At 68.8% G+C, this 24,986-nt stretch carries 12 protein-coding genes and 6 pseudogenes; 6 read left to right on the forward strand and 12 right to left on the reverse strand.

Annotated elements, in window-relative coordinates; translation table 11 throughout:
• Nucleotides 1-234: 234 nt before the first annotated feature.
• From OG828_RS44915 to OG828_RS44930, 4 genes and pseudogenes are all read right to left on the reverse strand, one after another.
• Nucleotides 235-567: an integrase core domain-containing protein gene (locus OG828_RS44915; protein WP_443062477.1), complete on the reverse strand. Its 333-nt coding sequence runs from the start codon at nt 565-567 to the stop codon at nt 235-237.
• Nucleotides 551-1,967 (reverse strand): annotated as a pseudogene (locus OG828_RS44920) (IS30 family transposase). The gene OG828_RS44915 and the pseudogene OG828_RS44920 overlap by 17 nt, the downstream one beginning before the upstream one ends.
• Before the next feature lie 4 nt (nt 1,968-1,971).
• A pseudogene (locus OG828_RS49715) lies at nt 1,972-2,190 on the reverse strand (hypothetical protein); the annotation flags it as partial.
• A gap of 310 nt (nt 2,191-2,500) precedes the next feature.
• Entirely contained in the window at nt 2,501-3,751 is a 1,251-nt protein-coding gene (locus OG828_RS44930; RefSeq protein WP_328504383.1) for a lactonase family protein, read from the reverse strand.
• Nucleotides 3,752-4,064: 313 nt separating this feature from the next.
• Between OG828_RS44930 and OG828_RS44935 the strand changes: the two genes are divergently transcribed.
• From OG828_RS44935 to OG828_RS44965, 3 genes and pseudogenes are all read left to right on the forward strand, one after another.
• Complete coding sequence (locus tag OG828_RS44935) at nt 4,065-4,703, forward strand: hypothetical protein (RefSeq protein WP_328504384.1); 639 nt, start codon at nt 4,065-4,067, stop codon at nt 4,701-4,703.
• A 91-nt stretch (nt 4,704-4,794) separates the two neighbouring features.
• A pseudogene (locus tag OG828_RS49720) lies at nt 4,795-7,081 on the forward strand (Tn3 family transposase); the annotation flags it as partial.
• A 532-nt stretch (nt 7,082-7,613) separates the two neighbouring features.
• The gene (locus OG828_RS44965) at nt 7,614-8,231 is read left to right on the forward strand and encodes a hypothetical protein (protein ID WP_328504388.1); all 618 of its coding nucleotides are present in this window, start codon (nt 7,614-7,616) and stop codon (nt 8,229-8,231) included.
• Between the two features lie 919 nt (nt 8,232-9,150).
• Here the strand turns inward: OG828_RS44965 and OG828_RS44970 are convergent.
• Nucleotides 9,151-10,377, reverse strand: a complete 1,227-nt coding sequence (locus OG828_RS44970) for an IS110 family transposase (RefSeq protein WP_328504389.1) — start codon at nt 10,375-10,377, stop codon at nt 9,151-9,153.
• Between the two features lie 869 nt (nt 10,378-11,246).
• Between OG828_RS44970 and OG828_RS49725 the strand changes: the two are divergent.
• Nucleotides 11,247-11,315 (forward strand): annotated as a pseudogene (locus OG828_RS49725) (SLATT domain-containing protein); the annotation flags it as partial.
• A gap of 51 nt (nt 11,316-11,366) precedes the next feature.
• Here OG828_RS49725 and OG828_RS44975 read toward each other — a convergent pair.
• Nucleotides 11,367-11,696 (reverse strand): annotated as a pseudogene (locus OG828_RS44975) (penicillin acylase family protein); the annotation flags it as partial.
• Between the two features lie 95 nt (nt 11,697-11,791).
• Between OG828_RS44975 and OG828_RS44980 the strand changes: the two are divergent.
• Nucleotides 11,792-13,297, forward strand: a complete 1,506-nt coding sequence (locus OG828_RS44980) for an acyl-CoA synthetase (RefSeq protein WP_328504390.1) — start codon at nt 11,792-11,794, stop codon at nt 13,295-13,297.
• A gap of 14 nt (nt 13,298-13,311) precedes the next feature.
• Here OG828_RS44980 and OG828_RS44985 read toward each other — a convergent pair.
• The 4 genes and pseudogenes from OG828_RS44985 to paaK form a co-directional block, all read right to left on the reverse strand.
• Nucleotides 13,312-15,150: pseudogene (locus OG828_RS44985) on the reverse strand (glycoside hydrolase family 76 protein); the annotation flags it as partial.
• A gap of 23 nt (nt 15,151-15,173) precedes the next feature.
• Nucleotides 15,174-17,453 carry an AbfB domain-containing protein gene (locus OG828_RS44990; RefSeq protein WP_443062533.1) on the reverse strand — a complete coding sequence of 760 codons (2,280 nt, stop codon included), beginning with the start codon at nt 17,451-17,453 and terminating at the stop codon, nt 15,174-15,176.
• A gap of 150 nt (nt 17,454-17,603) precedes the next feature.
• Nucleotides 17,604-19,100: a glycoside hydrolase family 76 protein gene (locus OG828_RS44995; protein WP_328504391.1), complete on the reverse strand. Its 1,497-nt coding sequence runs from the start codon at nt 19,098-19,100 to the stop codon at nt 17,604-17,606.
• Nucleotides 19,101-19,239: 139 nt separating this feature from the next.
• Entirely contained in the window at nt 19,240-20,538 is a 1,299-nt protein-coding gene (paaK, locus tag OG828_RS45000) for a phenylacetate--CoA ligase PaaK (RefSeq protein WP_328504392.1), read from the reverse strand.
• A 198-nt stretch (nt 20,539-20,736) separates the two neighbouring features.
• Between paaK and OG828_RS45005 the strand changes: the two genes are divergently transcribed.
• The gene (locus OG828_RS45005; protein WP_328504393.1) at nt 20,737-21,498 is read left to right on the forward strand and encodes an alpha/beta fold hydrolase; all 762 of its coding nucleotides are present in this window, start codon (nt 20,737-20,739) and stop codon (nt 21,496-21,498) included.
• Here OG828_RS45005 and OG828_RS45010 read toward each other — a convergent pair.
• Both OG828_RS45010 and OG828_RS45015 read right to left on the reverse strand, forming a co-directional pair.
• Nucleotides 21,464-23,212: a sulfatase gene (locus tag OG828_RS45010; protein ID WP_328505048.1), complete on the reverse strand. Its 1,749-nt coding sequence runs from the start codon at nt 23,210-23,212 to the stop codon at nt 21,464-21,466. The genes OG828_RS45005 and OG828_RS45010 overlap by 35 nt on opposite strands.
• Before the next feature lie 169 nt (nt 23,213-23,381).
• Entirely contained in the window at nt 23,382-24,986 is a 1,605-nt protein-coding gene (locus tag OG828_RS45015; RefSeq protein ID WP_328504394.1) for an acyl-CoA synthetase, read from the reverse strand.

The raw sequence follows: 24,986 nt of genomic DNA on the forward strand, positions 1-24,986 counted from the left end.
GAATCCCAACATTGCACCCCGATAGGCGACAGTCGCGGTACCCCTGAGACAAGAAAACCCTGCCGAACGAACCGGGATGCACGTAGGCACCGCAAACGACCACTTCGCACCTTTACGGCTTTTTCCCCTAGCCGAGAAGATCACTCCTCCTGCGCAGACGAATCGATCTGCCCGGGATCTTCCATGACAGGGCCGCCGGTCTCCGTCTGAAGCGCTCCGGGATCGGTGGAGGCTCTATACGTTGGCTCCAGCCGCCGGTTGGGGCTGGTGTTGAGCGTAGTAGTTGGTTTCGTGCTCGTGAGGCGGGATGTCTCCGATCGCGGTGTGGAGACGCTGGTTGTTGAACCAGTCGGCCCATTCCGCGGTGGCGAGTTCGACGTCGGAGAGGCCGTGCCAGGGCTTGCGGGGCTTGATCAACTCCGTCTTGTAGAGGCCGATCTGGGACTCCATGAGCGCGTTGTCCAGGGCGTCGCCGACGGTGCCGATCGAGGCGTCGATGCCGACATCGACGAGGTGCGCGGTGAACGCGAAAGACGTGTACTGGGCGAGTTCAATTGGTCGTTGCAACACCGGGCTGTTGCAGCGAGCGTAGCTGCTCTTCGAAGACCTCGGCTGGCGTCCGCCAACCGAGGGTCTTGCGGGGCCGGTTGTTGATCGCCATAGCGACGGCTCCGAGGTCTGCGGACGACCACCGGGAGAGATCGGTGCCCTTCGGGAAGTACTGACGCAGCAGCCCGTTCGTGTTCTCGTTGGTCGGTCGTTGCCAGGGCGAGTGGGGATCGGCGAAGAACACCTTCGTCCCGGTATCGAGGGCGAACTGGGCATGGCCGGAGAGTTCCTTCCCGCGGTCCCAGGTGAGGGTTTTGCGTAGCTGCTCGGGGCAGCTGGGTCATCGAGACGGTGAGCGCTGTGTTCATCGCGATCGCGCCATAGCCCCCGAGCGAGGGGCCGTTCTTCACGGGCGGATTCTCACCCCAGCCCTCGAGCCGGGGCAGGTGCACCAGGAGCGTGGAGCGGCTGCTGCGCTCCACGAGCGTGCCGATCGCGGAGCGACCCGTCCCGATGATCAAATCGCCTTCCCAGTGTCCGGGGACCGCCCGGTCCTCAGCCTCAGCAGGCCGCTGACTGATCTTGACCTTGTCCGTGACGAACTTCTTGCCACGACCGCGAGTGCGGGCCCGGGGAACGCGCAGGGCCCGCCCGGTGCGCAGACAGGCCACCAACTCGCGGCGCAGACCACCGCGGCCCTGGATGTAGAGGGCCTGGTAGATCGCCTCGTGTGAGATGCGCATCGACTCATCATGAGGGAAGTCGACCGGTAGCCTGCGGGCGATCTGCTCTGGGCTCCAGGAGGTCGCCCAGCGCCGGTCCTGTCGACGGCCGTGCCGTCGCCCGATCCAGCGCGTCTGCGGACCCAGGATCTCGCTGCCGTCCGCCGCGCTGATCGCGCCGGCAAGGCGGTCCTGTACGTACTGCTGGAGCCGCTCATTGCTGGCGAGCCGGGACGTCTTGGGCCGGCGGGCCTGCCGGTCGGCATGCCACTGCGCGACCGAGGCCCGGTAGTCAAGGCGACCGCCGCGCGTTGCCGCATTGCGCCGCAGCTCCCGCGAGATCGTCGACGGTGAACGGCCCATCAGGCGAGCGATCTCCCTGACCCCACATTTCTTCGCCCGCAGCAGTGCGATCTCCTCACGCTCGGCGAACGACAGGTAACGTCCCGACGGTGGAGCGAGGCTGATCGGCGGCATGCCGCCACCCTCACGAAACCACCGCGGCCCCAACGGCTGCGACACGCCACACGCGACCGCCGCGTCCTCACTGGACAGCCCCTCAGCGATCTTCCGCCAGAACTGCTGCTTCTCCGCACGCCAGTTGACCGGGGGACGTCCCGGCGACCGCAGCGGCGGACGACCGGCCTGAATGGCCGCGCGCGCTCTTCCTTGCGCCACAACACGCTCCTTCACCATGGAGGTGTTGCGACGACCAGTTGAATCCGCCCAGTGAGCGGCTGTCGAAGTGGACGTTGTACACCGGTCTCCCGTACGGGGCGTCCGCCGAGTAGGTCGCGGCGATGATGTCGAGATGGTGGGGTGGCTGGTTCCAGGGACTCGGGTCCCACTTGAGGGCCGCGCACGACTTGGATCGTCTGCCGTGCCTCGCCTCGTCGGCGGCCCCTGACCGGGGCTGCAACCGGCGCCGCGTCGCTCAGCACCGCTGGGCGTGAGCACCTGGCCGCTGTGCCGCGTATGCGAGAGCGCAAGCTCGTTCAACGCCACCCACTCCATGAGAAGCCCCAGTTCAGGGCCCGGGGCTGCCGTTGTGGAAGGTGACTCTCCGATTTGGAGGATTCCTTCGGACCACCGCGGAAGCCTCCGGGCCTCGACAGACTCCCCGTGACGGTTGTGTCCGCGTCAGTAGTCCGGTCGCCTGACGGTGACACCCTGTGTGCGTGGCGGTCGGGCTGACGTCGTGTCACCTTGGTGCGTTCTGAGCCCGTGTGTCAGACGGCGGCGATGCCCTCCATGCCGGACTCGTCGAAGGCGGGCAGGCCCTCGGCCGTCGTGACTTTGGTGAGGGCACCGTTGGCCTCGACGCGGAAGCCGTCGACGGTGCCGGAGACGGCGTTCTGGACGTACACGAACTTCTCGTCCTCCGACACGGCGAGGTCGATGACGCCCTGCGAGTTGGCGGATGGCGGGGTGGCGATGCCCACGTCGTTGGTCAGGGCCAGCTTGCCTTGTTTGTCCATGCGGTATCCAGTGACGGTGGAGTTGCCGGTGTTGCCGCCGTAGAAGTAGTTGCCCGCGCGCTCCAGCCAGCACAGGACCTCCTGGCCGCTGGCCAGGGGCTGTTGAAGAACCTTCAGCTTGCCGTCGTGCTTCACCTTGTACGTGGTGACGGTGGACTTCTCGGCCTCGGCGACCAGCATCCGTTTCCCGGTCCTGTCGAAGCTGATCGCGAACGGCACGCCGCCGGCCGACTTGTTGACGACCGGTTTGGCGACGGCCGGCAGGCCGTTGCGCTTCATCGGGAAGACTTCGACGGTGTTGTTGCCCTTGGTGGTGACGATCAGAGTGCGACCGTCCGGGGCGAACTCGACCTCGCCCGGCGAGGTGTCGAACCGGGGGATGTCCTCGTTGTTCAGGCCCAGGGAACGGTGGGACCCCTTCAGGGGCTTGAGCCCCTTGCTGGTGATCCTGAAGCCCTGGACGCTGCCCTCGCCACCCGCATTCATGACGTACGCGACCCTGCCGTGCACCGCGACACTGGCCGGGAACTCGCCGCCGGAGTCCACGACCCGCCGGTCCTTGAGCTGTTGCCCTTCGACGCGGAAAGAGGTCACCGTGCCGCTGCCTGCATTGACGGCCAGCAGCATGCCTGAAGCATCGTCGTAGACGAGTGAGCCCTGGGAGGCGAGCGAGTCGGTGGGCGCTTCGACCTGGTCACCGCCCTGGCCACCGGTCGCGAAGGTCCCCGAGGGACTCAGTTTGCCGTCGTCGTCCCGCGCGAACACATGGATGGTGTTGCCGTCCAGCTCGTTGCCCTGGACGAAGACCGCGTGGTCGGCCCCGGCAGCGCTCCCGGAGTACTGGCTCGCCGAGGCCAGGGACACGGCCACCGTGGCGGCCCCGGCGATGGCCAGGGCCCCGCCGCCGATCACGATGCGCCGTGTCCTGGACTTCACCCGGTGACCGCCCTGTATGTCGGCGGACCGGCTCGTGCGACGGTGGGTTTTGCGGTTGTTGTGCATGTTCGTGTCTCGTTCCTCTGTGTCGGCGTGATGCGGTCCACGACTGCGGACGGCACCAGAGTGAGCTGTGGGAGCGGTGCGCCGATACGGAACGATGGCCGTGTCAGACTCTCGTAAGACGGTCCTGGTGGCAGGACGATAGGGCTTCCTGGCGGCGGGCAGGCGACGAAACCTCCTCGCCGGGCGCGGGTCCTCGTGCCCAGAAAGCCCTTTGTTCTCGAATCACCGAGTCACTCGGTCTGAGGACGGCAAGCGTCTTACGGAACTCTTACGCGGCCGTATCGGGTGACCTCACGCACCTACGCTCCCAGGCATGTCGACCATCCGACGCATGGCCCTCGTCACCGCCGCCCCACTCGTGCTGGCTGCGGCGGGCATCGCGCATCCGCACGGGCTGTCCAGATCGACAGCCGCGGACTGGACACAGCTGCACATCGCACTGTTGCCGGTTTTTCCCCTGCTCGCCGTTGGTCTCCTGGTTCCTTTGTGGCATCGGCCCCGACTCGGCCTCGCGGGCTTCGCCACCGTGGTGGCCTGGGCTGGTGCCTTCGTCTACGCGGCCTTCTACACAGGCCTCGATGCGGTCGCCGGCATCGCGGCCGGAACCGCCGTCGAGCACGTCGGCGAGACAGCGAGCCTCGGACCCGTCAAGCGCCCGCTCTACGACACGGGTGAGGCGCTGGGGCAGGCCGGCGCCTACGCCCTCATCGGCGCCATCGCGGCCACCGCGGTCGCGCTGTTCCCGAAGCACGGCGTCCGAGTACTTCCCGGCACGGTGGTGCTCTTCGCGGCGGGCTGGTCCTTCGTCGACAGCCACATCTTCTGGCCACGCGGCGTATGGACGATGCTCGGCTTCGCCCTGGGCTTCGCTCTGCTCGCCTGGGGGACCGCGGTTGAGCGGCCCACCGGCAAGACGGGGGTTGAGGAACATCGGAACGAAAGCCGGCGGTAAGCCTGTCCGGCCTCAATGAGGGCTTTGACCTGGGCTTCTATGAGGGATGAATCTTCGGCAGTCGTGTTGATCGACTGTTTGGAGGTCCGGGGTGCCGGTCGAGTTTTTGACGGATGAGCAGGCTGCCGCGTACGCGGCGTATCGTGGGGCGCCGTCCCCTACGGAGTTGGAGCGGTTCTTCTTCCTGGACGACGCAGAGAGGGAGCTGATCGAGCCCAAGAGGCGGGCCCACGATCGCCTGGGGTTCGCGGCCCAGCTCACGACCGCGCGCTACTCGGCGTGTTCTTGGACGATCCGGCGGACGTGCCGCCGGAGGTCGTGGACTACCTCGCCGAGCAGCTCGTCATCGGAGATCCGTCGGTGCTCAAGGAGTACGGCGAGCGGGAGAACACCCGGCTGGAGCACGTGCGCGAGCTGCGGCGAGTTCTGGAGTACCGGGAGTTCGCCGAGGCGGAGGGCGAGCTGCGGGAGTGGGTGGACGCGCGGGCCTGGACGACGGGCGAGGGGCCGAAGGCGTTGTTCGACGCGGCGGTCGGCTGGTTGCGTCAGCGGTGGGTACTGCTGCCGGGGGTGACGACGCTGACGAGGCTGGTGGCCTCGATGCGGGAGACGCGAACCAGCGGCTGTGGGACACCCTCTACGGGATGCTGAACACCGGGCAGCGGGCCGTGCTGGACTCGTTGCTGACGGTGCCGCCCGGTGAGCGGGTCTCGGAGCTGGACCGGCTGCGCCGGGGGCCGGTGCGAGTCTCGGGGCCGCAGATGAAGCGGGCGCTGGAGCGGGCGGAGGAGATCGCCGCGTTCGGGATGGGCGCCGTGGATGTGTCGCGGATACCGCCGCGGCGGCTGGCGGAGCTGTCCAGGTACGGGGTGGACGGGAAGGCGTCGTTGCTGCGCCGGCACTCCGACGCCCGCCGGTTGGCGACGCTGCTGGCCACCACGGTCTACCTGACCTCGCGGGCGGTGGACGACGCGCTGGACCTGCTGGGGGTATTGATCGCGACGAAGCTGCTGGCGATTGCGGAGCGCGAGAGCGCGAGAAGCTGAAGACCCTGCCGCGGGTGGAGCGGGCGTCGGCGAAGCTGGCGACCGCTTTCCAGGTCGTGTTCGACACCACGAGCGAGCAGGTCGACACCGACACCGGGGATATCGCCCCGCCGAAGGTGGAGAGCTTGGAAGGGATGTGGGCGGCGATCGAGCAGGTGGTGCCCCGGCACGAGCTGGTCGCGGCGATCGCTGCGCTGTTCGAGCTGACGCCGCCACTGGACTCCGACGCCGACGAGGCATGGCGGGCCATGCTGGTCAACCGGTTCGGCACGGTCCGCCCGTTCTTGAAGCTGCTGGTCACCGTGGTGGACTTCGCCGCCACCCCGGAGGGCGAGGCCGTGCTGAGCGCGCTGTTGTCGCTGCCGGAGCTGATGGGCCGCAAGAAGGTCGGCCCGGCCGAGATCGACACCGGCCTGCTCAGCGGGTCGGGGCGGCGTCTCGTGCTATCGGCGCCGCATCTGGAGCCGGGCACGGTGGACTGGAAGGCGCACACGTTCTGAGTGCTTGAGCACCTGCACCGGATGCTGCGCAGCAAGCAGGTCTTCGCCCGTAACTCGTCAAAGTGGGGTGACCCGCGGGCGAAGCTGCTGGCCGGCGAGGCGTGGCAGCAGGCGCGGCTGACCGTGCTGGCCTCGCTGAACCTGCCCGGGGAAGCGGGGAAGCATCTGGCGGCGCGGGCCGTGCTGCTGGACGGCACGTACCGGGAGGTCGCCGGCCGTGTCCCCGACAACGCACAGATCGTCTTCGACGACGACGGCCGCCTGCACTTCGCCGCCCTGGAGCCGGAGCCGGAACCGGCCTCCCTGCTGGAGTTGCGGGCGGCGGTCAACGCGATGCTGCCGCGTGTGGACCTGCCGGAGGTGCTGCTGGAGGTGTTCTCCTGGACCGGCGCCGACCAGGCGTTCACCTCGGTGACCGGCGGCGAGGCCCGCCTCAAAGACCTGCACGTCACGATCGCCGCGCTGCTGGTCGCCCACGGCTGCAACGTCAGCTACACGCCGGTGATGGGCGGCGTGGACGCGCTGAAGTATGGGCGTCTATCCCTCGACCAGACGTATCTGCGGCTGGCCAACGTACCGGGCCGCGAACGCCGCCCTCATCGGGCACCAGGCGTCCATCGGCCTCGTCCAGGTGCGGGGCGGGGATCTGGTCGCCTCGGTGGACGGGATGCGGTTCGTCGTGCCCGTCCCCAGCGTGTACGCGCGGCCGAACCTGAAGTGCTTTGGCCGCCGGGGCGGCGCGACCTGGCTAAACATGATCAATGACCAGGCCGCCGGGCGCGGCGGGAAGGTCGTGGCCGGCACGCCGCGTGACTCCCTGTATGTGCTGGACAGCGGAAATACGCCAACTACCCGGCCTTGGGGAAACTTCAACCGCAACTCCGCCCGCGAAGCAGAACGCACCGCCTGAGCCACCCGCGACGCCGCCTACCGTGAATCCCTAAAGATCGACTGCTGCACCGGCGAACCCATCCCGTCCGACGAGCACGGCTGCCCTCAGTACCGCTGCGGACGCTGCGGCGCCCTCGACTTCGCCGGCACCTCTGCCTTCACCCACGACCGCGGCTGGGGCGGCTGCTACGCCGACACCGAACCCACCCTCGGCACCGGCAAGACGATCCACCAGGTCGGCCTCTCCGCCTACCGCCACGACAACCAGCACTACCCACCCTGCGCCCGCACGGGCTGCGGCCATGCGCGCGGCGTCCACCAAAGCGTGCCGCCCGCGGCGCCCGAAGACTCCCGCTGTGATGAGTACTGCGGCTGCCTCGGCTACGCCGTCCCACCTACCTCCGACGCCCAGGCCCTCGGCCTGCCGAATTCGCTTACGAGACCGTGACGCGTGCGAGGGCGAACTGGATTCCGTGACGATTGAGGTGGCACTATCAGCGTCGCCGGACAGCCGCGAGTCCGTGTCCTCGGGCCCGTCCGTCCTCAAGCCGGTGCAGGAGGCCGAAGCAAAGGCCACGGCGGGACGAAGAGGCGGAACCGACGACCCACAGCAGCAACTCCAAAAGGACGTGTCGATGCGACTGGCCCTGAAGACATCGGACCCTGTGCGAGCCCGGTCCCTGCGCAGGATGCTCATCGCACTCCTGGTTGCCACTGTCGCCACCGCCCTGACGATCGGCGGCATTGCAGTGTCCAACGCGGTGAACCAGCCGGAGCTCCGGATACGCGGCATCCCCAGCAACGGCGTGCTGAACGCCGCCGCGCTCTCCGAAGCCACGCTCACGGTGGACACCGTAGAAACGGTCGGTAGCAGCGTCGACCAGGAGCTGCACAGCGAGGCGCTGCGCAACGTCGAGGCCAGGCTGAACGGCGAGATCGTTCCCACCCTGTGGGTCGGAAACCACCGGGTTATCGATTTGGGGGCGTTGCGGGACGGGGAGTACGAAGTGACGGTGACCACCGACCTGGGCCTGCTCTGGAACGAGATCAGTCTCAGTCGCCGCTTCATCGTGGACACCACCGAGTCTTGACCTCAAGGTCCCAGATGCGGTGTCCGACGGCCCTTCAAGGCCGTTCACGATCACGGGGACGGCGACGGACGCTCAAAAATTTTGGCCGGATCCATGCGATAGCGAAATCTTCACGAAACGGGATGCACCAGACAGACGCCAACTCGCCCCAGCGAAGGCAGTCGGCGGCCGCCTCCCAGGCCCACCTCCAGGCACCGTTCTTGCCGTGGCCACCAAGTCAGGTGCGCCCACCGGGGATGGCGGTTCGACGACCCCGCGCAGCCGAGGAAGTGAATCCGCCCGCGAAGGTGGAGCGGTGCTCACCAGGCGCATACGGACAGGGCCTCCTGAACAGCTCGTTGGTGTCGAATCACCGAGCAGCAGGAGGCCAACAGGCGTGTGCCTGGGAGACCCGTGTCTTGCTGAGCACGGCTACCGATCAGGCCGTAACGGTCCTGGAGATTGTCCGCAGGTTGGTTCCGCGCGGCCTGTACGGGCCGGTGCGGGACTGCCTCGACGGCGTCTCGGGCGACTGATGCGTTCTTGAAGTGTGGCTGCTGCTGGTGCGTCGGTTACGGGCGCTTCGCTGTGTTGTCGCGCAGCAGCAGCCACTGACTCGCGTCGGTGCCGCCTGAGTGTGCAGCCGGTCCATGCAGCAGCACGGCGTAAGCCGTCCTCTCTGCCTTGCTGGGGGCGGCATACTGGTCTGGCGCCTCTGGGGTCGGGAATGACCTCGTCATGGCTTTCCAGGCCTTGTCCGCGTTCGGAGTGCTGAGCATCGGCCCTCCCGGGCTCAATAGGGTCATGCGGTGAAGTACATGCAGGTACTGCTTCTCCCGCGGTGTCTTCTCGTGCCTGACGGGGGAGGCATGAGGCAGGGTCGTTTCAAAGTCCTGTTTGCGGGTGATCGTGCAGGTCAGGCACCCCATGTCGTTTGATGTCAAGCGGCAGGGGTGTAGGCGTGGTGCGACCAGGCGGTCGCTTCGTCGTAGAGGGTTCGGGTCTTGAGGCATCCGTGGAGGATGCCGACGAGACGGTTGTCGAGCTGCCGCAGGGCCGGGTTGTAGCCGGCCTCGCGGGCTCGTTGCTTGTCGTAGTAGCGGCGGGCACCGGGCGAGGCCCGCAGGGCGGAGAACGCCTGGGTCTGCAGCGCATCGGCGAGCCGGTTGTTGCGGACGTAGCGGGCCTGGACGGTGTGGCTCTTGCCGGAGGCCCGGGTGATAGGGCTGGTGCCGGCGTAGTTCTTGCGCGCCTTCGCGGATGCGTATCGGGTGGAGTCGTCTCCGAACTCGGCGAGCACCCGGGCGCCGGTGACGTGCGCGATGCCGGGCATCGAGAGGTAGATCTCAGCGTCCGGGTGCTTCAGAAAATGGGCCTTCACCTGCCCTTCCAGGTCGGCTATCTGCTCGTTCAGGGCGATCAGCAGCCGGGCGTGAGCGATGACGGTGGCCGCGTAGGCGGCCGTGACCGGCTCGGGCAGGCCCAGCTGGCGTTCGCGCAGCGCGGCCTGGATCGTGGCCGCTTTCGCGTCCCGGTTGTGCCGGCGGGCACGGGCCAGGACGGCATGGATCTGCGTGCGGGTCAGCTTCGCCCCGGTCTGCGGGGTGGGCGCCTTGATCAACAGTTCCAAGGCGTCCGTGCTGTTCAACGTGAGGTCCGCGTAGGCAGCCAGGGCGGCGGGGAAGTACTCGCGCAGCGTGCTGCGCAGCCGCTGGAAGGTGCGGGTGCGTTCCCAGATCAAGGTCTGGTGGGCGCGGGCGACAACCTTGACGGCCTGCGCCTGCTCGCTGTCCCCGGCCACCGGCCGCAACTGGGCCCGGTCGATGCGGACCATGTCGGCCAGCGCGTGCGCGTCTCCCCTGTCGCTCTTGGCGCCGGAGGAGGCATAGCGTTCCTTGAACCGGGCGACCTGCCGCGGGTTGATGGCATAGACCTGGTAGCCGGAGGCGATCAGGGCCTGTACCCAGGAGCCGCGGTCGGTCTCGATCCCGACCACCACTTCGGCGGCATCCAGGTCCCCGCCACCGTGCTTCGCGAGGAGCTCGTGCAGCTTCCCGATCCCCTCCACACCTTCGGGCAGTCTCGCCGCGGCGAGTTTGTGGCCTGCCTCGTCCTGGACCTCGACGTCATGGTGGTCTTCGGCCCAGTCGTCGCCGATCAGCAGCAACTCGTCCTCCTGGTCAGGTGCTTCGCTCCTTGCAGCCTGCGGAAGGCACGGCACGTGGCCTAATGGATCCAGTGCTCACGCCCCACTGCCCGGCGGGCACGCCACCCCATCAACGGTCTGGCCTCCCGGCCGACCAGCAGGGGCACGGTCTGACCTCAGAAGTCGAATGCTTCCGGCGACGAAAGTGCTCACCTACTGGCGGCTACGGCATCGAGTCTCTACGACCCAACAGCTCCCATTAGGCGATGCCGCGTAGGTCGAGCGGCCTGTTGAAGGGGTCGTGGCCGCCGAGGTCCGGCTCTGGGCCTGAGTTGGGGGTGCTTCAGGTCGAGCTGCGGCTGACGGCGAGCGGTCCCCGCGTGATCGAGAGCAACGGCCGGCCGCCGGCGACTCGCGGGCCGTACCGTCGCACGACACAGGGGGGCTCCGGGATGGTCGCCGCCTACGGAATCACCACCGCGCACGCGGCACAGGCGTCGGCGAGCTGCCAGGTCCGCCCCCGGTCCGCCCGGTCAGTACCAGTTGCTCTGAGCCTCGCTCTCGCCCGGGCCTGGAGCCAGGAGCTTCGCGGGGCCGCCGCGGAGAAGGAGCGCGAGCGGCCTTGCGGCATCGTGTCCACCGCTCTCCGCTACCTGCGCGAAGCAGGAGATGGCCGCAGGGCAGGCCGGATCGAGCGCGGCCTGAACGGGAGGTAGCTCTAGTCGGTCGGAGTGTCAGTGTCGCCGCCATACTCAGAAGATGTGCAACTGACTTTCAGGCGCATGTCCAGGAGTCCTCGACCGAGTAGGAACGAATTGACACGCGAGAGCGATGCGGTGCCTGACCGCGACCCGTACCTTCTGGCGTAGACGCGAGAGGCTTTCGGGCGCGTGGTCTACAGCCACAAGACCCATGAGAAGCAGGCGGACATCTGCTTCACCAAGCACCGGTGGCAGCAGGGCGTCCTCATTGCTCTCACCGCGATGAGCTCGGGCACCTTCCTTGCCGCGGTTGTCGGAGGCGTCGGAGAGCGAGAAGTCGGTGGCCGCGTCGGGCCCGGAGAAGCGCGAGCGGTCGCCGCGCAGCGTGACGAACCCGTCGGCGAGCACGCACACCTGGTCGGCGGCCTGCGCCCAGCCGGTACCGAAGCCGAGGTTCGTGCAGTCCTTCGCGACGATGTGCGGAATGCCGTACTCGGTGTAGCGGATCACGGCGGACAGACCGCCGTGCGAGGGATGCTACTGCGGACTCTGCCGTTCTGCCGAGGCTGCCGGCAGGGCGGCGGTCGCGGTGAGCAGAGCGACGGCCGCGACGAGGAGCCGTCTGAAGCGGGTGCGCATCGTGCCTCCCAACGTCATTGAGGGAAGGAGCGGTTGAGCGTACCGACGGGCATGTGCCTTGACCTCCGGCAGCGGCACAACCAGGATCACGTGTCATGACGTCTGGACACGGCAGTACGGTTGACGGGATCCTGCGGCGCAGCGCCCGGCGCACCCCGGCGCGCGTCGCGGTCGAGTACGGCGACCGCGCCTGGACGTACGAGGAACTCGACGAGGCCGTCTCACGGGCCGCGAGCGTCCTGCGCGACCAGGGCCTCGCCCCCGGCGACCGGGTCGGCTCCTACGGCCACAACTCCGACGCCTACCTCATCGGCTTCCTGGCCTGCGCCCGGGCGGGCCTGGTGCACGTACCAGTCAACCAGAACCTGACCGGCGACGACCTCGCGTACATCGTCGGCCAGTCCGGCAGCGCGCTGGTGCTCGCCGACCCCGGCCTGTCGGACCGGCTCCCCGACGGCGTCCGTACGGTGCCCCTGCGAGACGCCGGCGACTCACTGCTCGCGCGGCTGGCACAGGCCCCCGAGTATGACGGCCCGGAGCCGCGCTCCGAGGACCTGGTGCAGTTGCTCTACACCTCCGGCACCACGGCCCTGCCCAAGGGCGCGATGATGACGCACCGGGCGCTGGTGCACGAGTACCTCAGCGCGATCACCGCCCTCGACCTCAGCGCCGGCGACCGTCCCGTGCACTCGCTGCCGCTGTACCACTCGGCGCAGATGCATGTGTTCCTGCTGCCGTACCTCGCGGCAGGGGCGACGAACATCATCCTCGACGCGCCCGACGGCGACCGGCTGTTCGACCTGATCGAAGCGGGCCGCGTAGACAGCCTGTTCGCGCCGCCCACCGTGTGGATCGGCCTCGCCAACCGCCCGGACTTCGACCGACGTGACCTCGGCGGGCTGCGGAAGGCGTACTACGGGGCGTCGATCATGCCGGTGCCCGTACTGGAACGGCTGCGGGAGCGGCTGCCGAAGCTGGCGTTCTACAACTGCTTCGGACAGAGCGAGATCGGCCCCCTGGCCACCGTCCTCGGACCCCACGAGCACAAGGGCCGGATGGACTCCTGCGGCCGTCCCGTGCTGTTCGTGGACGCCCGCGTGGTCGACGAGGACGGCAAGGACGTCCCCGACGGAACGCCCGGCGAAATCGTCTATCGCTCCCCGCAGTTGTGCGAGGGCTACTGGGACAAGCCCGAGGAGACCGCCGACGCCTTCCGCGACGGCTGGTTCCACTCCGGCGACCTCGCCGTGCGGGACGCCCACGGCTACTTCACCATCGTCGACCGGGTGAAGGACGTCATCAACTCCGGCGGCGTGCTGGTCGCTTCACGGCAGGTCGAGGACGCGCTCTACACCCACGAGGCGGTCGCCGAGGTCGCGGTGATCGGCCTGCTCGACGAGCGCTGGATCGAGGCCGTCACCGCCGTCGTCGTCCGCCGCGGTGAGACCACGCAGGAGGACCTGATCGCGCACGCCCGCGACAAGCTCCCCCACTTCAAGGCCCCGAAGCGGGTCCTGTTCGTGGACGAGCTGCCGCGCAACGCGAGCGGGAAGATCCTGAAACGGGAGCTGAGGGACCGGTTCGGCGGAACCTCACTCTGACTCTGGAGTCGCGCCGCGGCGGCCAAGGCTTCCAGCGCGCTCGCCTGTGTGCGCCAGTCCGACCGGTTGGGGCCGGCGCCGGACCAGCGCTGACCGAGGCGGTTGAGGGAGTCCCGGTCGTTGGCCCAGATCGCATCGGCCTGTCTCTGGGCGTACACACGGTAGGCGGCGGACCCGGTGGCATCCGCCAGGTCGGCGAAGTGCCGCATGAAGATGCCCTTGAACTGCTTCTGGTTGTCGTCGCAGGAGTTCGAACCGATGTCGCAGGACTCGGTCAGCACCCCGCCGCGAGTCAGCGCCGGCGAGGAGATCGCGGCGTCGGCCAGGCGCCTGGCCGTGTTCAGGTATCGCCTTTCCCCGGTGGACCGCCACAGCTGAGTGAAGGCGCCGATGGCCAGACCCTGGTTGTAACTCCACACCGTCTGGCCGTTGTTGCCGCAGCCCGCGGTCAGCCCGTCGTTGACCAGGCCCGAGGAGTTGATCATCCCGCTGGCGAGGTACCAGTCCGCTGCCGTGGCCGTACGGCTGCCCCACACCGTGTCACCGCCGATCCGCTGGTGCAGCGACGTGGTCAGCCACAGGTACAGCCCGTTGGTCACGGCGTTCTTGTACGTCCGCTCACGGTCCCACCACACGCCGCCACCACAGGTGCTCGGATCCCAGAACTGGTGGACGTAGTCGGTGATCGTGACCGCCTCCTCCAGATAGCGTCGATCGCCCGTGTAGTCGTATGCCGTGATCCAGGCCGCCGCCCACCAGGCCGCGTCATCGACGGCGCGGCTGATGAAGTGGCCCTCGATCGCGTCCGAGCTGCGCGCGCCCGCCGGGAAGGCGCCACGGTTCTGCTCGAAGGTGCGGGCGATCACCCAGTCGTAGTCGTGCCGCCCGGTGCGCTCGGCGACATTGATCAACGAGGTGAGCGCGACAGCCGAGTTCCACCAACTCCTGTGCCACCAGCCCTCGTTGGTGTGGTACGACGCCATGAGCGCGTCGGCCGCCGCACGTACCCGGGTCGGCGCGGGCCTCACCCAGGCCGTGCAACCACCCTCCTGGTGGGAGGCCTCCCGTCCGCAGGCACGGACCGCACCGCCGTACAGCAGGCCGCGCGGGTCCCGGGTGGCGAACATGACGGTCCAGGTCGAAGCGGACCCGGACGGCACACTCGTACGGCCGAGGGACGAGCCCTCGGGGTGGCTGGCGCCCTCGTCCCACGAGCGGTCGAGCCAGACCTCGTCGCCCGCGGCGCCGTTTTCGATGACGCCCCAGGCCATGCCGTTCTGCTGGTCGAGGTGCAGGCTGATGGTGCGGCCGAAGAGAGTCGTCGACGGTACGGGGGTGTCGTCACCGGACGCCGTGGCGGGGTCGGCCCCGTCGCAGGACGTACCGTCGCACACTGTTGGGTAGACCCAGTCGGTGCAGGTGACGGCGGCGGCGTCGCCGCAGGCGCGGATCCAGCCGCGCCGGTGCCCCACCGGGTCGGTGATGTTGAACATCAGTGTGCGGGTGCCGGTCCAGGTGCCGGGGATGCTCGCCCTGCCGAGCAGGGGCTCCCAGGTGGCGCCCCGGTCCCAGGACCGGTCCAGCCAGACCGAGTCGCCGGTCACGCCATTGTCGATGCTGGCCCACGCCATGTTGTCGGGGTCGGAGACGTGCAGCCGCAGGATCCGGCCGTTGATGTTCCGGTCCGGGACCGGGAAGGTGTCCTTCTGCGCCCGCGTGGGGTCCAGCGTGTCGCACGCCAGCGCGCAGACCGCCGTCGCGGCGCGGGAGGGCGTGGGCAGGGCGACCAAGCCGGCCACGGCTAGGGCCAGGGCCAGGAGGCCGGTCCACAGGCGATGTCTGCGCGCTGACATGACGTACCCGCCTTTCCGAACGGTCAGGGAGCCCAGGGCGCTTCGATCGCCCAGGTGGTGTCCTCGGTGAAGGCCGCCGGGTTGTCCCAGCTGTGGGTGCCGCCCAGTTGGGCCAGCCACAGCTCGGCGTTGATGTGCCGCAGGTACTGGTGCGGGAAGTTGGCCGCCGACAGCCGGATGCCGCCACTGCCCTGCACCGGGCACCAGGTCGTGTCCTCCTTGTACAGCGTCGAGTTCTCGTTCGCGTCGCGCCGGACGCGGTATTCGCGGTGGCGCAGATACTCGCCGGGGTAGTTGCGGGACTCGAAGGAGTAGCAGAGCCGGTTGGCGAGCCCCGGCTTCACCTTCCAGGTGGCGTCCGCCTTCAGCAGGTCCGTGCTGCCCGAGTTCACGACCTCGGTGAGGCCGACCCCGTCCTGGTGGCGGATGTAGCGGTCGGTGTAGCCGGGCGTGGTGACCCGGAGCGACACAGACTGCTCCAGCGGCAGCTTCACGGTCGGTCCAACCGTGCGGGACGCCGCGATGAGCGCCTGGTTGGCGGCGCGGACGCGGGCCTCGTCGACCTTGACCACCTGACGGTCGTAGGTCAGGAGGCCATTGGCCTCGTTCTCCACGTCCGTGATCTGCGTGTAGACGGCCGCCGACAGGCCGCCCGCGGACATGGTGTTCTCGCGGATGCCGTCGAGCAGTCCGACGAACCGGTCGTTGAGCGCCGACAGGCTGGGCTGGTCCTCGTAGGAGAATCCGCCGCCCGGGTACCACTCGTGGTTGGCCACGCGGAAACCGAGGCCGCCGTACTCGCCGAGCACGGAGGCACGCACGGGTTCCGTCGGGGTGTTGCCGGGGCCGACGTAGTTGTGGTTGTCGATCACGTCGCCGTTGCCGCCGTCCTGGGCGCCGCAGCAGTTCACGCCGCTCATGTTGTTGACCAGGCGCGAGGGGTCGTACGCCTTGACCATGTCCGCGATGCGGGCCTGGTCGTACTGGCCCCAGCCCTCGTTCTGGTCGACCCACATGATCAGCGAAGGGGAGCTGCGGTGCTGGTCGACGATGGCGCGGAACTCGCTCTCCCACTGCGGACGGGCCTGGGCGGACGGGGTCTTGCCGTTGTCCATGGAGGGCATGTCCTGCCACACCAGCAACCCAAGCCTGTCCGCCCAGTAGAACCACCGCTGCGGCTCCACCTTGATGTGCTTGCGCACCATGTTGAAGCCCATGTCCTTGTGCTTCTGCAGGTCGTATCTGAGGGCCGCGTCGGTGGGCGCGGTGTAGATGCCGTCCGGCCAGTAGCCCTGGTCCAGGGTGCCGGACTGGAACACGAACCGCCCGTTCAGGACCGGTCGTTGGACACCGTTCACGTTCTGCACCGAAATCGACCGCATACCCGCGTACGAGCCGACCTTGTCGGCGCCCGCGCTGCTCGTGAGCTCGGCCGTGACGTCGTACAGGTAGGGGTCCTCCGGAGTCCAGAGGCGGGCGTTCGGCACCGGCACGGAGAACTCGGTGCCGACCGTGCCCACGGCACTCCCGCCGCCCGCGACCGTGACCCGGACGCTCGCGCCGTCCGCACCGACCGCGCGCACCGTCACCCGCAGGGTGCTGTTCTGTAGGTTCGGGACCATGTCGAGCCGGGTGATGTGCGCGACAGCCATGGGCTCCAGCCACACTGTCTGCCAGATCCCGGACGCGGCGGTGTAGAAGATGCTGCGCCCGGCGTGCGGGGTGACGTCCTGGATGCGCTGCTTGCCGACGGCCTGGCCGCCGGTCTCCGTCGGGTCGTACGTGGAGACGACGATCGTGTTGGTGCCGCCGTTCAGCAGAGGTGTGATGTCGTACGAGAACGCGTCATAGCCGCCCCGGTGGACGGCGCCCGCCTGCTGCCCGTTGACCCAGACCGTGGTCTCCCAGTCGGAGGCGCCGAAGTTGAGCTGGACGCGGCGGCTGCTCCAGTCGGAGGGCACGGTGAAGGTGCGCTTGTACCAGAGCTTGTCGTTCTGGGTGATCTTCCGCTGGATGCCGGAGAGCGCGGATTCCGGCGCGAACGGCACCCGGATCTGCTCGCCGAACGTGGCGGGCTGTCCGGCGTCGCGGGAGGTGACGGCGAAGTCCCAGATGCCGTTGAGGTTGGCCCAGTCGGGCCGGGTCAGCTGCGGGCGCGGATACTCCGGCAGCGGGTTGTCGACCGGGACCTGGTCGGTCCACGGCGTCGTCATAGGTGCGGGCTTTGGGGTCCAGGCTCTCGTGGCGGCGTCGGCGGGGGCCGCGCCGGAGGCGAAGAGGCTGGTGACGGCGAGTGCCAGCACCGCTGCGGCCGTTGTGATGTGCCGCCAGGGTGGTATGAGTCTGAGCACGGTGATCGCTCCAGGGTCTTGGTGACGCGGGGAGGAACGCCCCCCGCGCAGAGGCCGGACCCTGCGCGGACAACGTTGTCGGGCATCAGCTGAACGCCCGCCTCACGGCGCCGCGTTGAGCAGATCGAGTGCGCTCTGCTGCCGAGCCGCGTCCAGCTTGTCGACCGGCCCGTACCAGCGCAGCCCGTACTGGTCGAGGGCGTTGCGGTCGCTCGCGTAGGCGCGGTCCGCCTGGCGTTGCAGATACGCCGTGTAGGGACGGTCCGGCAGCGCCGCGTTGAGCTTGCCCAGACCGCGCACGTGCGCGCCCTTGAACGACGGCCCGTCGCCGCCGCAGTCGCCGCCTTCACACGGGTCGCGCAGGATTCCGTCGGCGGTGTGGAGCGAGGAGGCCGTGGTCGCGGCGTCGGCGATCTGCCGTGCCCGGGTCAGCAGCGCGCCGTCGCCCGTCGCCCGGTGCAGCTCGGTGAGGGCGCCGAGCAGGACGCCCTGGTTGTACGACCAGACCGGCTGGCCGTTGTTGCGGCAGGTGGACAGGTCGATGCCGTCGTTCACCAGGTTCGAGGCGTTGATCATGCCGGTGCCCTGGAACCAGGACCAGCCGGCGCGGGCCCGGTTGAGATACGTCGTGTCGCCCGGGATGCGGTTGTGCAGGGCGGCGCTGAGCTGGATGTAGAGGGAGTTGGCGATGGCGTTCTTGTACGTCCTCGCCGTGCTCCACCACACCCCGCCACCGCACGTGCCGTCCCAGTACGCCGCCATGTGATCGGCGTCCGCGCGGGCGGTGTTCAGGTAGCGGCTGTCGCCGGTCAGGTCGTACGCGGCGATCCAGGCGAGCCCCCACCAGCCGGTGTCGTCGATGTACTCGTTGCGGAACTGCCCGCCTTGGGCGTTGAGGTTGAGGTCGTACGTGCGGGAGATCGCGTACGAGTAACTGCTCATGCCCGACACACGGATGTTGTCGATCACGGCGTTCAGCGCGTTGGCCGAGTTCCACCAGCCGGTGGTGTCGAACAGGCCGGTCGAGTAGTTGTAGAACGTCATCAGGCCGGTGGCCGCGGCGGTGCGCCGGTTGCCGGCGTTCCATGTGGTGCGGGCCCATGGGGTGCAGGCGATCTCGGTGCGGTCCCCGGCCTTGCCGCAGGCGCGCAGGGCGCCGACGCCATGGTTGTTCCAGTCGTCCACGTTGTACATGAGCGTGCGCCAGCCTCGCTGTCCCGCGGGGACGGCGGTGTTGCCGAGCCTGCTTCCGGAGCTCCAGGTGCGCCCGCCGTCGAAGGAGCGGTCCAGCCACACCTCGTCGCCCGGGTTGCCGTTGCCGATGGACGCCCAGCCCATCGCGTCGGCGTCGTCGAAGTGGAGGGCGATCGACCGCCCGTGGATGCTCGCCGTGACCGGGGTCCGGTCGCCGGGGGAGAGGGCGGGGTCGCGGGCGTCGCAGTACTTGTTGCAGATGGTCGCGGTGACGGCGGGGTCGGCGGGCTCGGCGGCGGACGCCGACTGCGGGGCGAGCGCCGCGAGCAGGGTCAGGGTGAGCGCGGCGGCCGGGCGTCTGAGGGTGCGGGGTCTCGGTGTCCGGAGTCTTCGTACGGGAGTCATGGGGTCTCCCTGCAAGGAAGCGGTGGTGGATGTGAGAGCGCTCTCAGAAGCTAGTGACGGGCAGACAGAGCGTCAACGGTGTTGGTGCGTACGAGAGTTGAAGACAGGGCGCGAGGTACACACGTCGCCGATGAGCCGCCTACTTGGCGCGCAGGTCCACGATCCGCCGGATCTTGCCCACGGAGCGCTCCAGCGACTCCGGGTCCACGATCTCGACGGTGACCGAGACTCCGATGCCGTCCTTGACGGCCGCGGCGATGGCCTGCGCGGCGGCCTCCCGGGTCTCGGGGGAGGCATCGGCGCGGGCCTCCGCGCGCACCGTGAGGGCGTCGAGGCGGCCCTCGCGGGTGAGACGGAGCTGGAAATGGGGTGCGACACCCGGCGTGCGCAGCACGATCTCCTCGATCTGCGTCGGGAAGAGATTGACGCCGCGCAGGATCACCATGTCGTCACTGCGGCCCGTGATCTTCTCCATCCGCCGGAACACGCGGGCGGTCCCCGGCAGCAACCGGGTCAGGTCCCGGGTCCGGTACCGGACGACGGGCATGGCCTCCTTGGTGAGCGAGGTGAAGACCATTTCCCCTTCGGCGCCCTCCGGCAGCACGTCGCCGGTGATCGGATCCACGACCTCGGGGAAGAAATGGTCCTCCCAGATGTGCAGCCCGTCCTTCGTCTCCACGCACTCCTGGGCCACGCCCGGCCCGATCACCTCGGACAGCCCGTATATGTCGACGGCGTCGATCGCGAACCGCTCCTCGATCTCCCGGCGCATCTGCTCGGTCCAGGGCTCGGCACCGAAGATGCCCACGCGCAGCGAGGTACCGCGCGGATCCACGCCCTGCCGCTCGAACTCGTCGAGGATCGTGAGCATGTACGACGGCGTCACCATGATGATCCCTGGCTTGAGATCCTGGATCAGCTGGACCTGGCGGGCCGTCATGCCGCCGGACGCGGGGATGACCGTACAGCCGAGTCGTTCGGCACCGTAGTGGGCGCCGAGGCCACCCGTGAACAGCCCATAGCCGTACGCCACATGTGCGATGTCGCCGGGCCGCCCGCCCGCCGCCCGGATCGACCGGGCCACCATGTCGGACCACAGGGACAGGTCGTTGTCCGTGTAGCCGACCACCGTGGGGCGTCCGGTGGTGCCGCTGGAGGCGTGGATGCGGCGCACATGGTCCAGGGGCACGGCGAACATCCCGTACGGGTAGTTCTCCCGTAGGTCCGCCTTGGTGGTGAAGGGGAAGTGCGCCAGGTCGGCGAGGGAGCGGCAGTCGTCCGGATGGACGCCCGCCTTGTCGAAGGACTCCCGGTAGAAAGGCACGTGAGCGTAGGCATGCCGCAGCGAGGCCTGCAGTCTCTCCAGCTGCAGCGCCCGCAGCGCCTCCGCGTCGAGCCGTTCCCCCGAGTCCAGCAGGTTCTCCGCCGCATCCGCCATGTGCGCACTCCCTCACACAACCGCGTCAATCCGGGCGACCGATCATTCGGTCGAGCCGCTCCGGATCAGTAACCCAGGCCATCTGACCTCAGGCAAGAGCTGTGCCGCCGATTTCTCCTGGAAGGCGTGGCCCGGTGCGGCTCGGCTGTGGGCAGAGCAGGGGGAGAGGGCGGTGCTCCGCCGGTTAGCGTGCCCGGCATGGACATCGAGCTGCGCACCGTCAAAGCCAACGGCATCACCCTCGCCTACCGCGCCTGGGGTCCGGAACAGGCGCCTCCTGTTCTGCTGCTGCACTGCCGCGGTGCCGACGGGGCGGACTGGGCGTCGGTCGCCGGACGGCTCGCGGCCGGTCCGCGCCGGGTCTATGCCCCGGATCTGCGGGGGCACGGGCGCAGCGACTGGCCGGGTACGGAGCCGGGGGCGGGCACGGACGTGTACGCCTACGCGACGATGCGTGACGACATACGCGCCTTCCTCGCCGCCCTCGGCATCGACCGCGTCGATGTGGTGGGCCACTCGCTCGGTGGTGCCATCGCCTACCTGCTGGCGCAGACGGAACCGGACGTCGTACGGCGTCTCGTCCTGGAGGACGTGCCCGCGCCGATCCCGCTCGACCCGCCCCGGCCGCCCGCCGAACGGCCCGATGGAGAGCTGCCGTTCGACTGGGCCATGGTGCGGGCCACCGACGAACAGCGCAACGCGCCCGATCCAGTGTGGTGGGACCACATGGGGCGGATCACCATGCCCACGCTGCTCATCGGGGGTGGCCCCACCAGCCTGATCCCGCAGGAGCAGATCGCCGCGCTCGCCGGACTGATCCCCGACGCCCGGCTCGTGACCATCGACGCGGGGCATCTGGTGCATGAGACCCGGCCGGCGGAGTTCCTCGCGGCGGTGGAGGCGTTCCTCGGTGCCGAGGACGTCTTCACCCGGAGTTCCGCGGCCCGTACGCCGTCATGAAGCGGTCGCGGAAGGCGTCCATCCCCCAGCGCGGCCCGTCCGGGGCGGGTTTCAGGCCGTCCGTCCAGCCCCAGTCCTCGATCCTGTCGAGCACCTTCTTGTCGCGGGCGACGATGGTGATCGGCACGTCCTTGCTCCGATCGCCCGCGGTGACCGTCGGAACGGGCTGGTGGTCGCCGAGGAAGACGAGGACCGTGTTCTCGTCGCCGTAGCGCTCGACCCATTCGGTCGTGCTGCGCAGGGAGTACTCGATGGCGCGGCGGTACTCGGTGCGAACGCTCTCCGGGTTCTTCCAGACCTCCTTGGGGTCCTTGCCGTCCTTCTTGATCTCGTGGAAGACCGAGCCGTCGCCGAGGTCGTCCCAGTCGATCATGCGGGCGACGGGGGCCCAGGGGTTGTGGCTGGAGGCCAGGATGATCTCCGCCATGATCGGCTGCCGGTCCTTTCGGCCGTGCTCCAGGCGTTCGAAGGCCTCCATGCTGAACTGGTCCGGCACGGGCGTCCAGCTGAAGTAGGGGCCGTGGTAGCCGAGGTGCTCGGAGTCGTAGATGTGGTCGAGGCCGAAGAACTTTCCCTCCGGCCAGGCCCGCCGCACCCCGGGCACGACGCCGACCGTGCGCCAGGCGCCGGTCTTGCCGAAGTAGTTGGTGAGGGTCATGCGGTCGCTGGTGGTCAGGCTCCGGTAGCGCTGCTGGTTCTTGATCCACAGGCCGGACAGGAAGGTCGAGTGGGCCAGCCAGCTGCCGGCCCCGGTGATGGGTGACTTGAGCCAGGCGCTGCGCGACGCGAATCCGGCCGCGTCGAGGGAGCGGGTGCCTTCCTTGAGGACCGCGTCGATCTGCGGTGCCATCGCCGGGTCGTCGATGGCGACCCGGCCGTAGCTCTCGATGAACGTGAACAGGACGTCCTTGCCGCGCAGACCGGTGAGCAGCTGGTCCGGCGGAGTCTTCGCGAACGCGTCCACGGCGGCCTGCTGCTGGAAGACCCGGGCGTCCCGCAGGCCGGCGCGCACCTGTTCCACCCGGTTGCCGAGGAACTCGGCGTTGCCCTTGGTGGCGAGGTCGGTGCCGGCGACCTGCACGCTCAGGGTGACGCAGGTGATCCACGCGGTGCCGAGGACCAGGGTCGTACGAGCGGCGGTGGGACGGTGGCGGACCATGAGGTTCGTCAGCCGCACCGTCGCGAGCGTGGTCAGCACCAGCACGGCGGCGAACAGGACGATCACCGCGACCACGGCGAGCACCTGGCCGGTGCGGCCGAACGACTCGCGCAGGAAGTCCGTCGCGTCGTCGAGCAGGATCCAGTCGAGAACCAGGTCGAAGGGGCGGGCCAGCACCTGGTAGAAGCCCATGTCGACGAACTTCAGGATGGTGAGCAGACCCAGGAACACGCCGGAGACCACCGCCATGATCCGCCGGGGCCTGGGCGGCAGCGCCAGCAGCAGTCCGGCGAGCAGGACGCCCTCGGCGGGGATACGCAGGAACGCGCTGGGGTTGAGGCGTTCGATCCGGTTGGGCATGAGGAGGGCGAAGAGGACGAGGACACCGGCCAGAACGGTGGTGCCCACGGTCACGCCATGGGCCGTACGGGGGTACTTCCGGCGCCAGCCGAACCAGCCGGCTTTCCCCTCAGCAGGGGCGTCCGTCGTATCCGTCGTATCAGAGGGGGCGTCTGTCGTCCCGGTCTCAGCCGTCCCGTCTTCGGCGTCCGGCAGCTGACGAGAACGAGTGACGTGCTGAGACACAAAGGTCCTTCCGTGCGAAACCACATGGTGCGGCGGACCGGATCCGATCGAAACCCGTTCCGCCACCATCAATACGGTCGCACGTCACCTGCTGTTCAAGCGAGCAATCCACGGAATCACAGATTCCGCGCCCACCGGATCACCGGTCCACCGCCACCGCCACCTCCCGCGCCCACCGGTAGTCCGCCTTGCCGCTCGGCGACCGCCGGATCGCATCCGTGAGCACCAGCTGGCGAGGGATCTTGTAGCCGGCCAGCTGGGAACGGCAGTGCGTCTGGATGTCGTCGAGGGACGGCGCGCGCGCACCCTCGCGCAACTGCACCACCGCCGCGACGTGATGACCCCACTTCGCGTCCGGCACCCCGGCGACCAGTGCGTCGTACACATCCGGATGGGACTTGAGCGCCTGCTCGACCTCCTCCGGGTACACCTTCTCGCCCCCGGTGTTGATGCACTGCGAGCCGCGGCCGAGGACCGTGACGACGCCCTCCTGGTCGACGGTGGCCATGTCGCCGAGCAGTACCCATCGCTCGCCGTCCTTCTCGAAGAAGGTCTCGGCGGTTTTCGCCGGGTCGTTGTAGTAGCCGAGCGGGACGTGCCCGCACTGGGCGACGCGGCCGACCTCGCCGACGGCGACCGGCTCATGAGTGGCCGGATCGACCACCTGCGTACGGGAGTTGACACGGATGCGGAAGCCGCGTTCGGGGCCGGAGTCCTCCGTCGCCGTGCCGTTGAAGCCGGATTCGGAGGAGCCGAAGTTGTTGAGCAGCATCACATTCGGGACGAGCGCCTGGAACTGCCGCCGCACCGTGTCCGACATGATCGCTCCCGACGACGACACGTTGAACATCGACGAGCAGTCGGTGCCCTTCATGGGGCCGTTCAGGGCGTCGATCAGTGGTCGCAGCATCGCGTCGCCGACCAGCGACACGCTGGTGACCTTCTCCCGCTCGATGGTGCGCAGCACCTCCTCGGGTGCGAACTTGCGGTGCAGTACGACTCGTTGGCCGAAGTGGAAGCCGACGAACGCCGTCAGCGTGGACGTGCCGTGCATGAGCGGGGGAGTGGGGAAGAAGGTGATCCCGTCGCCGCCCGCCGCGACCCGTTCGGCCAGCTCCTCCGGCTTCTTGACCGGCTCACCGGTCGGGGCGCCGCCGCCGAGCCCGGAGAAGAACAGGTCCTCCTGGCGCCACATCACGCCTTTGGGCATCCCGGTCGTACCGCCGGTGTAGATGATGAACTGGTCGTCGCCCGACCGCTTGGCGAACCCGCGCTCCGCGGATCCGGCGGCCTCGACCTCGCCGAAGGGCACACCCAGCGTGCCCCCGGCACCCACCCGCACCAGATGCCGCACCTTCTCCGCCCGCGGCAGCGCAGCCGCCACCCGGTCGGCGAACTCGGCGTCGAAGACGAGAGCCACCAGATCGGCGTCGCGGTAGAGGTAGACCAACTCCTCTTCCACATACCGGTAGTTGACGTTGACCGGCACGATCCGCGCCTTGAGGCAGCCGAGTAGCGTCTGCAGGTACTCGACGCCGTTGTAGAGATGGAGCCCGAGGTGCTCGCCGGGACGTATCCCGCTGTCGAGCAGATGGTGCCCGATGCGATTGGCGGCCGCGTCCAACTGCGCATACGTCAGCCGACGCTCCGCCCCCGTGCCGGGCTGGTCGATGTACACCAGCGCCTCACGGTCCGGCACCACGTCGACGACCGACTCGAACAGGTCCGCAAGGTTGTACTCCAC

The organism is Streptomyces sp. NBC_00457 (assembly GCF_036014015.1).
In the GTDB taxonomy this organism is placed as follows: Bacteria; Actinomycetota; Actinomycetes; order Streptomycetales; family Streptomycetaceae; genus Streptomyces.

Coding starts and splice junctions, on each gene's coding strand:
- OG828_RS44930 (WP_328504383.1), bottom strand. CDS start 3,751: ATGCACAACAACCGCAAAACCCACCGTCGCACGAGCCGGTCCGCCGAC.
- OG828_RS44935 (WP_328504384.1), top strand. CDS start 4,065: ATGTCGACCATCCGACGCATGGCCCTCGTCACCGCCGCCCCACTCGTG.
- OG828_RS44980 (WP_328504390.1), top strand. CDS start 11,792: ATGACGTCTGGACACGGCAGTACGGTTGACGGGATCCTGCGGCGCAGC.
- OG828_RS44995 (WP_328504391.1), bottom strand. CDS start 19,100: ATGACTCCCGTACGAAGACTCCGGACACCGAGACCCCGCACCCTCAGA.
- paaK (WP_328504392.1), bottom strand. CDS start 20,538: ATGGCGGATGCGGCGGAGAACCTGCTGGACTCGGGGGAACGGCTCGAC.
- OG828_RS45005 (WP_328504393.1), top strand. CDS start 20,737: ATGGACATCGAGCTGCGCACCGTCAAAGCCAACGGCATCACCCTCGCC.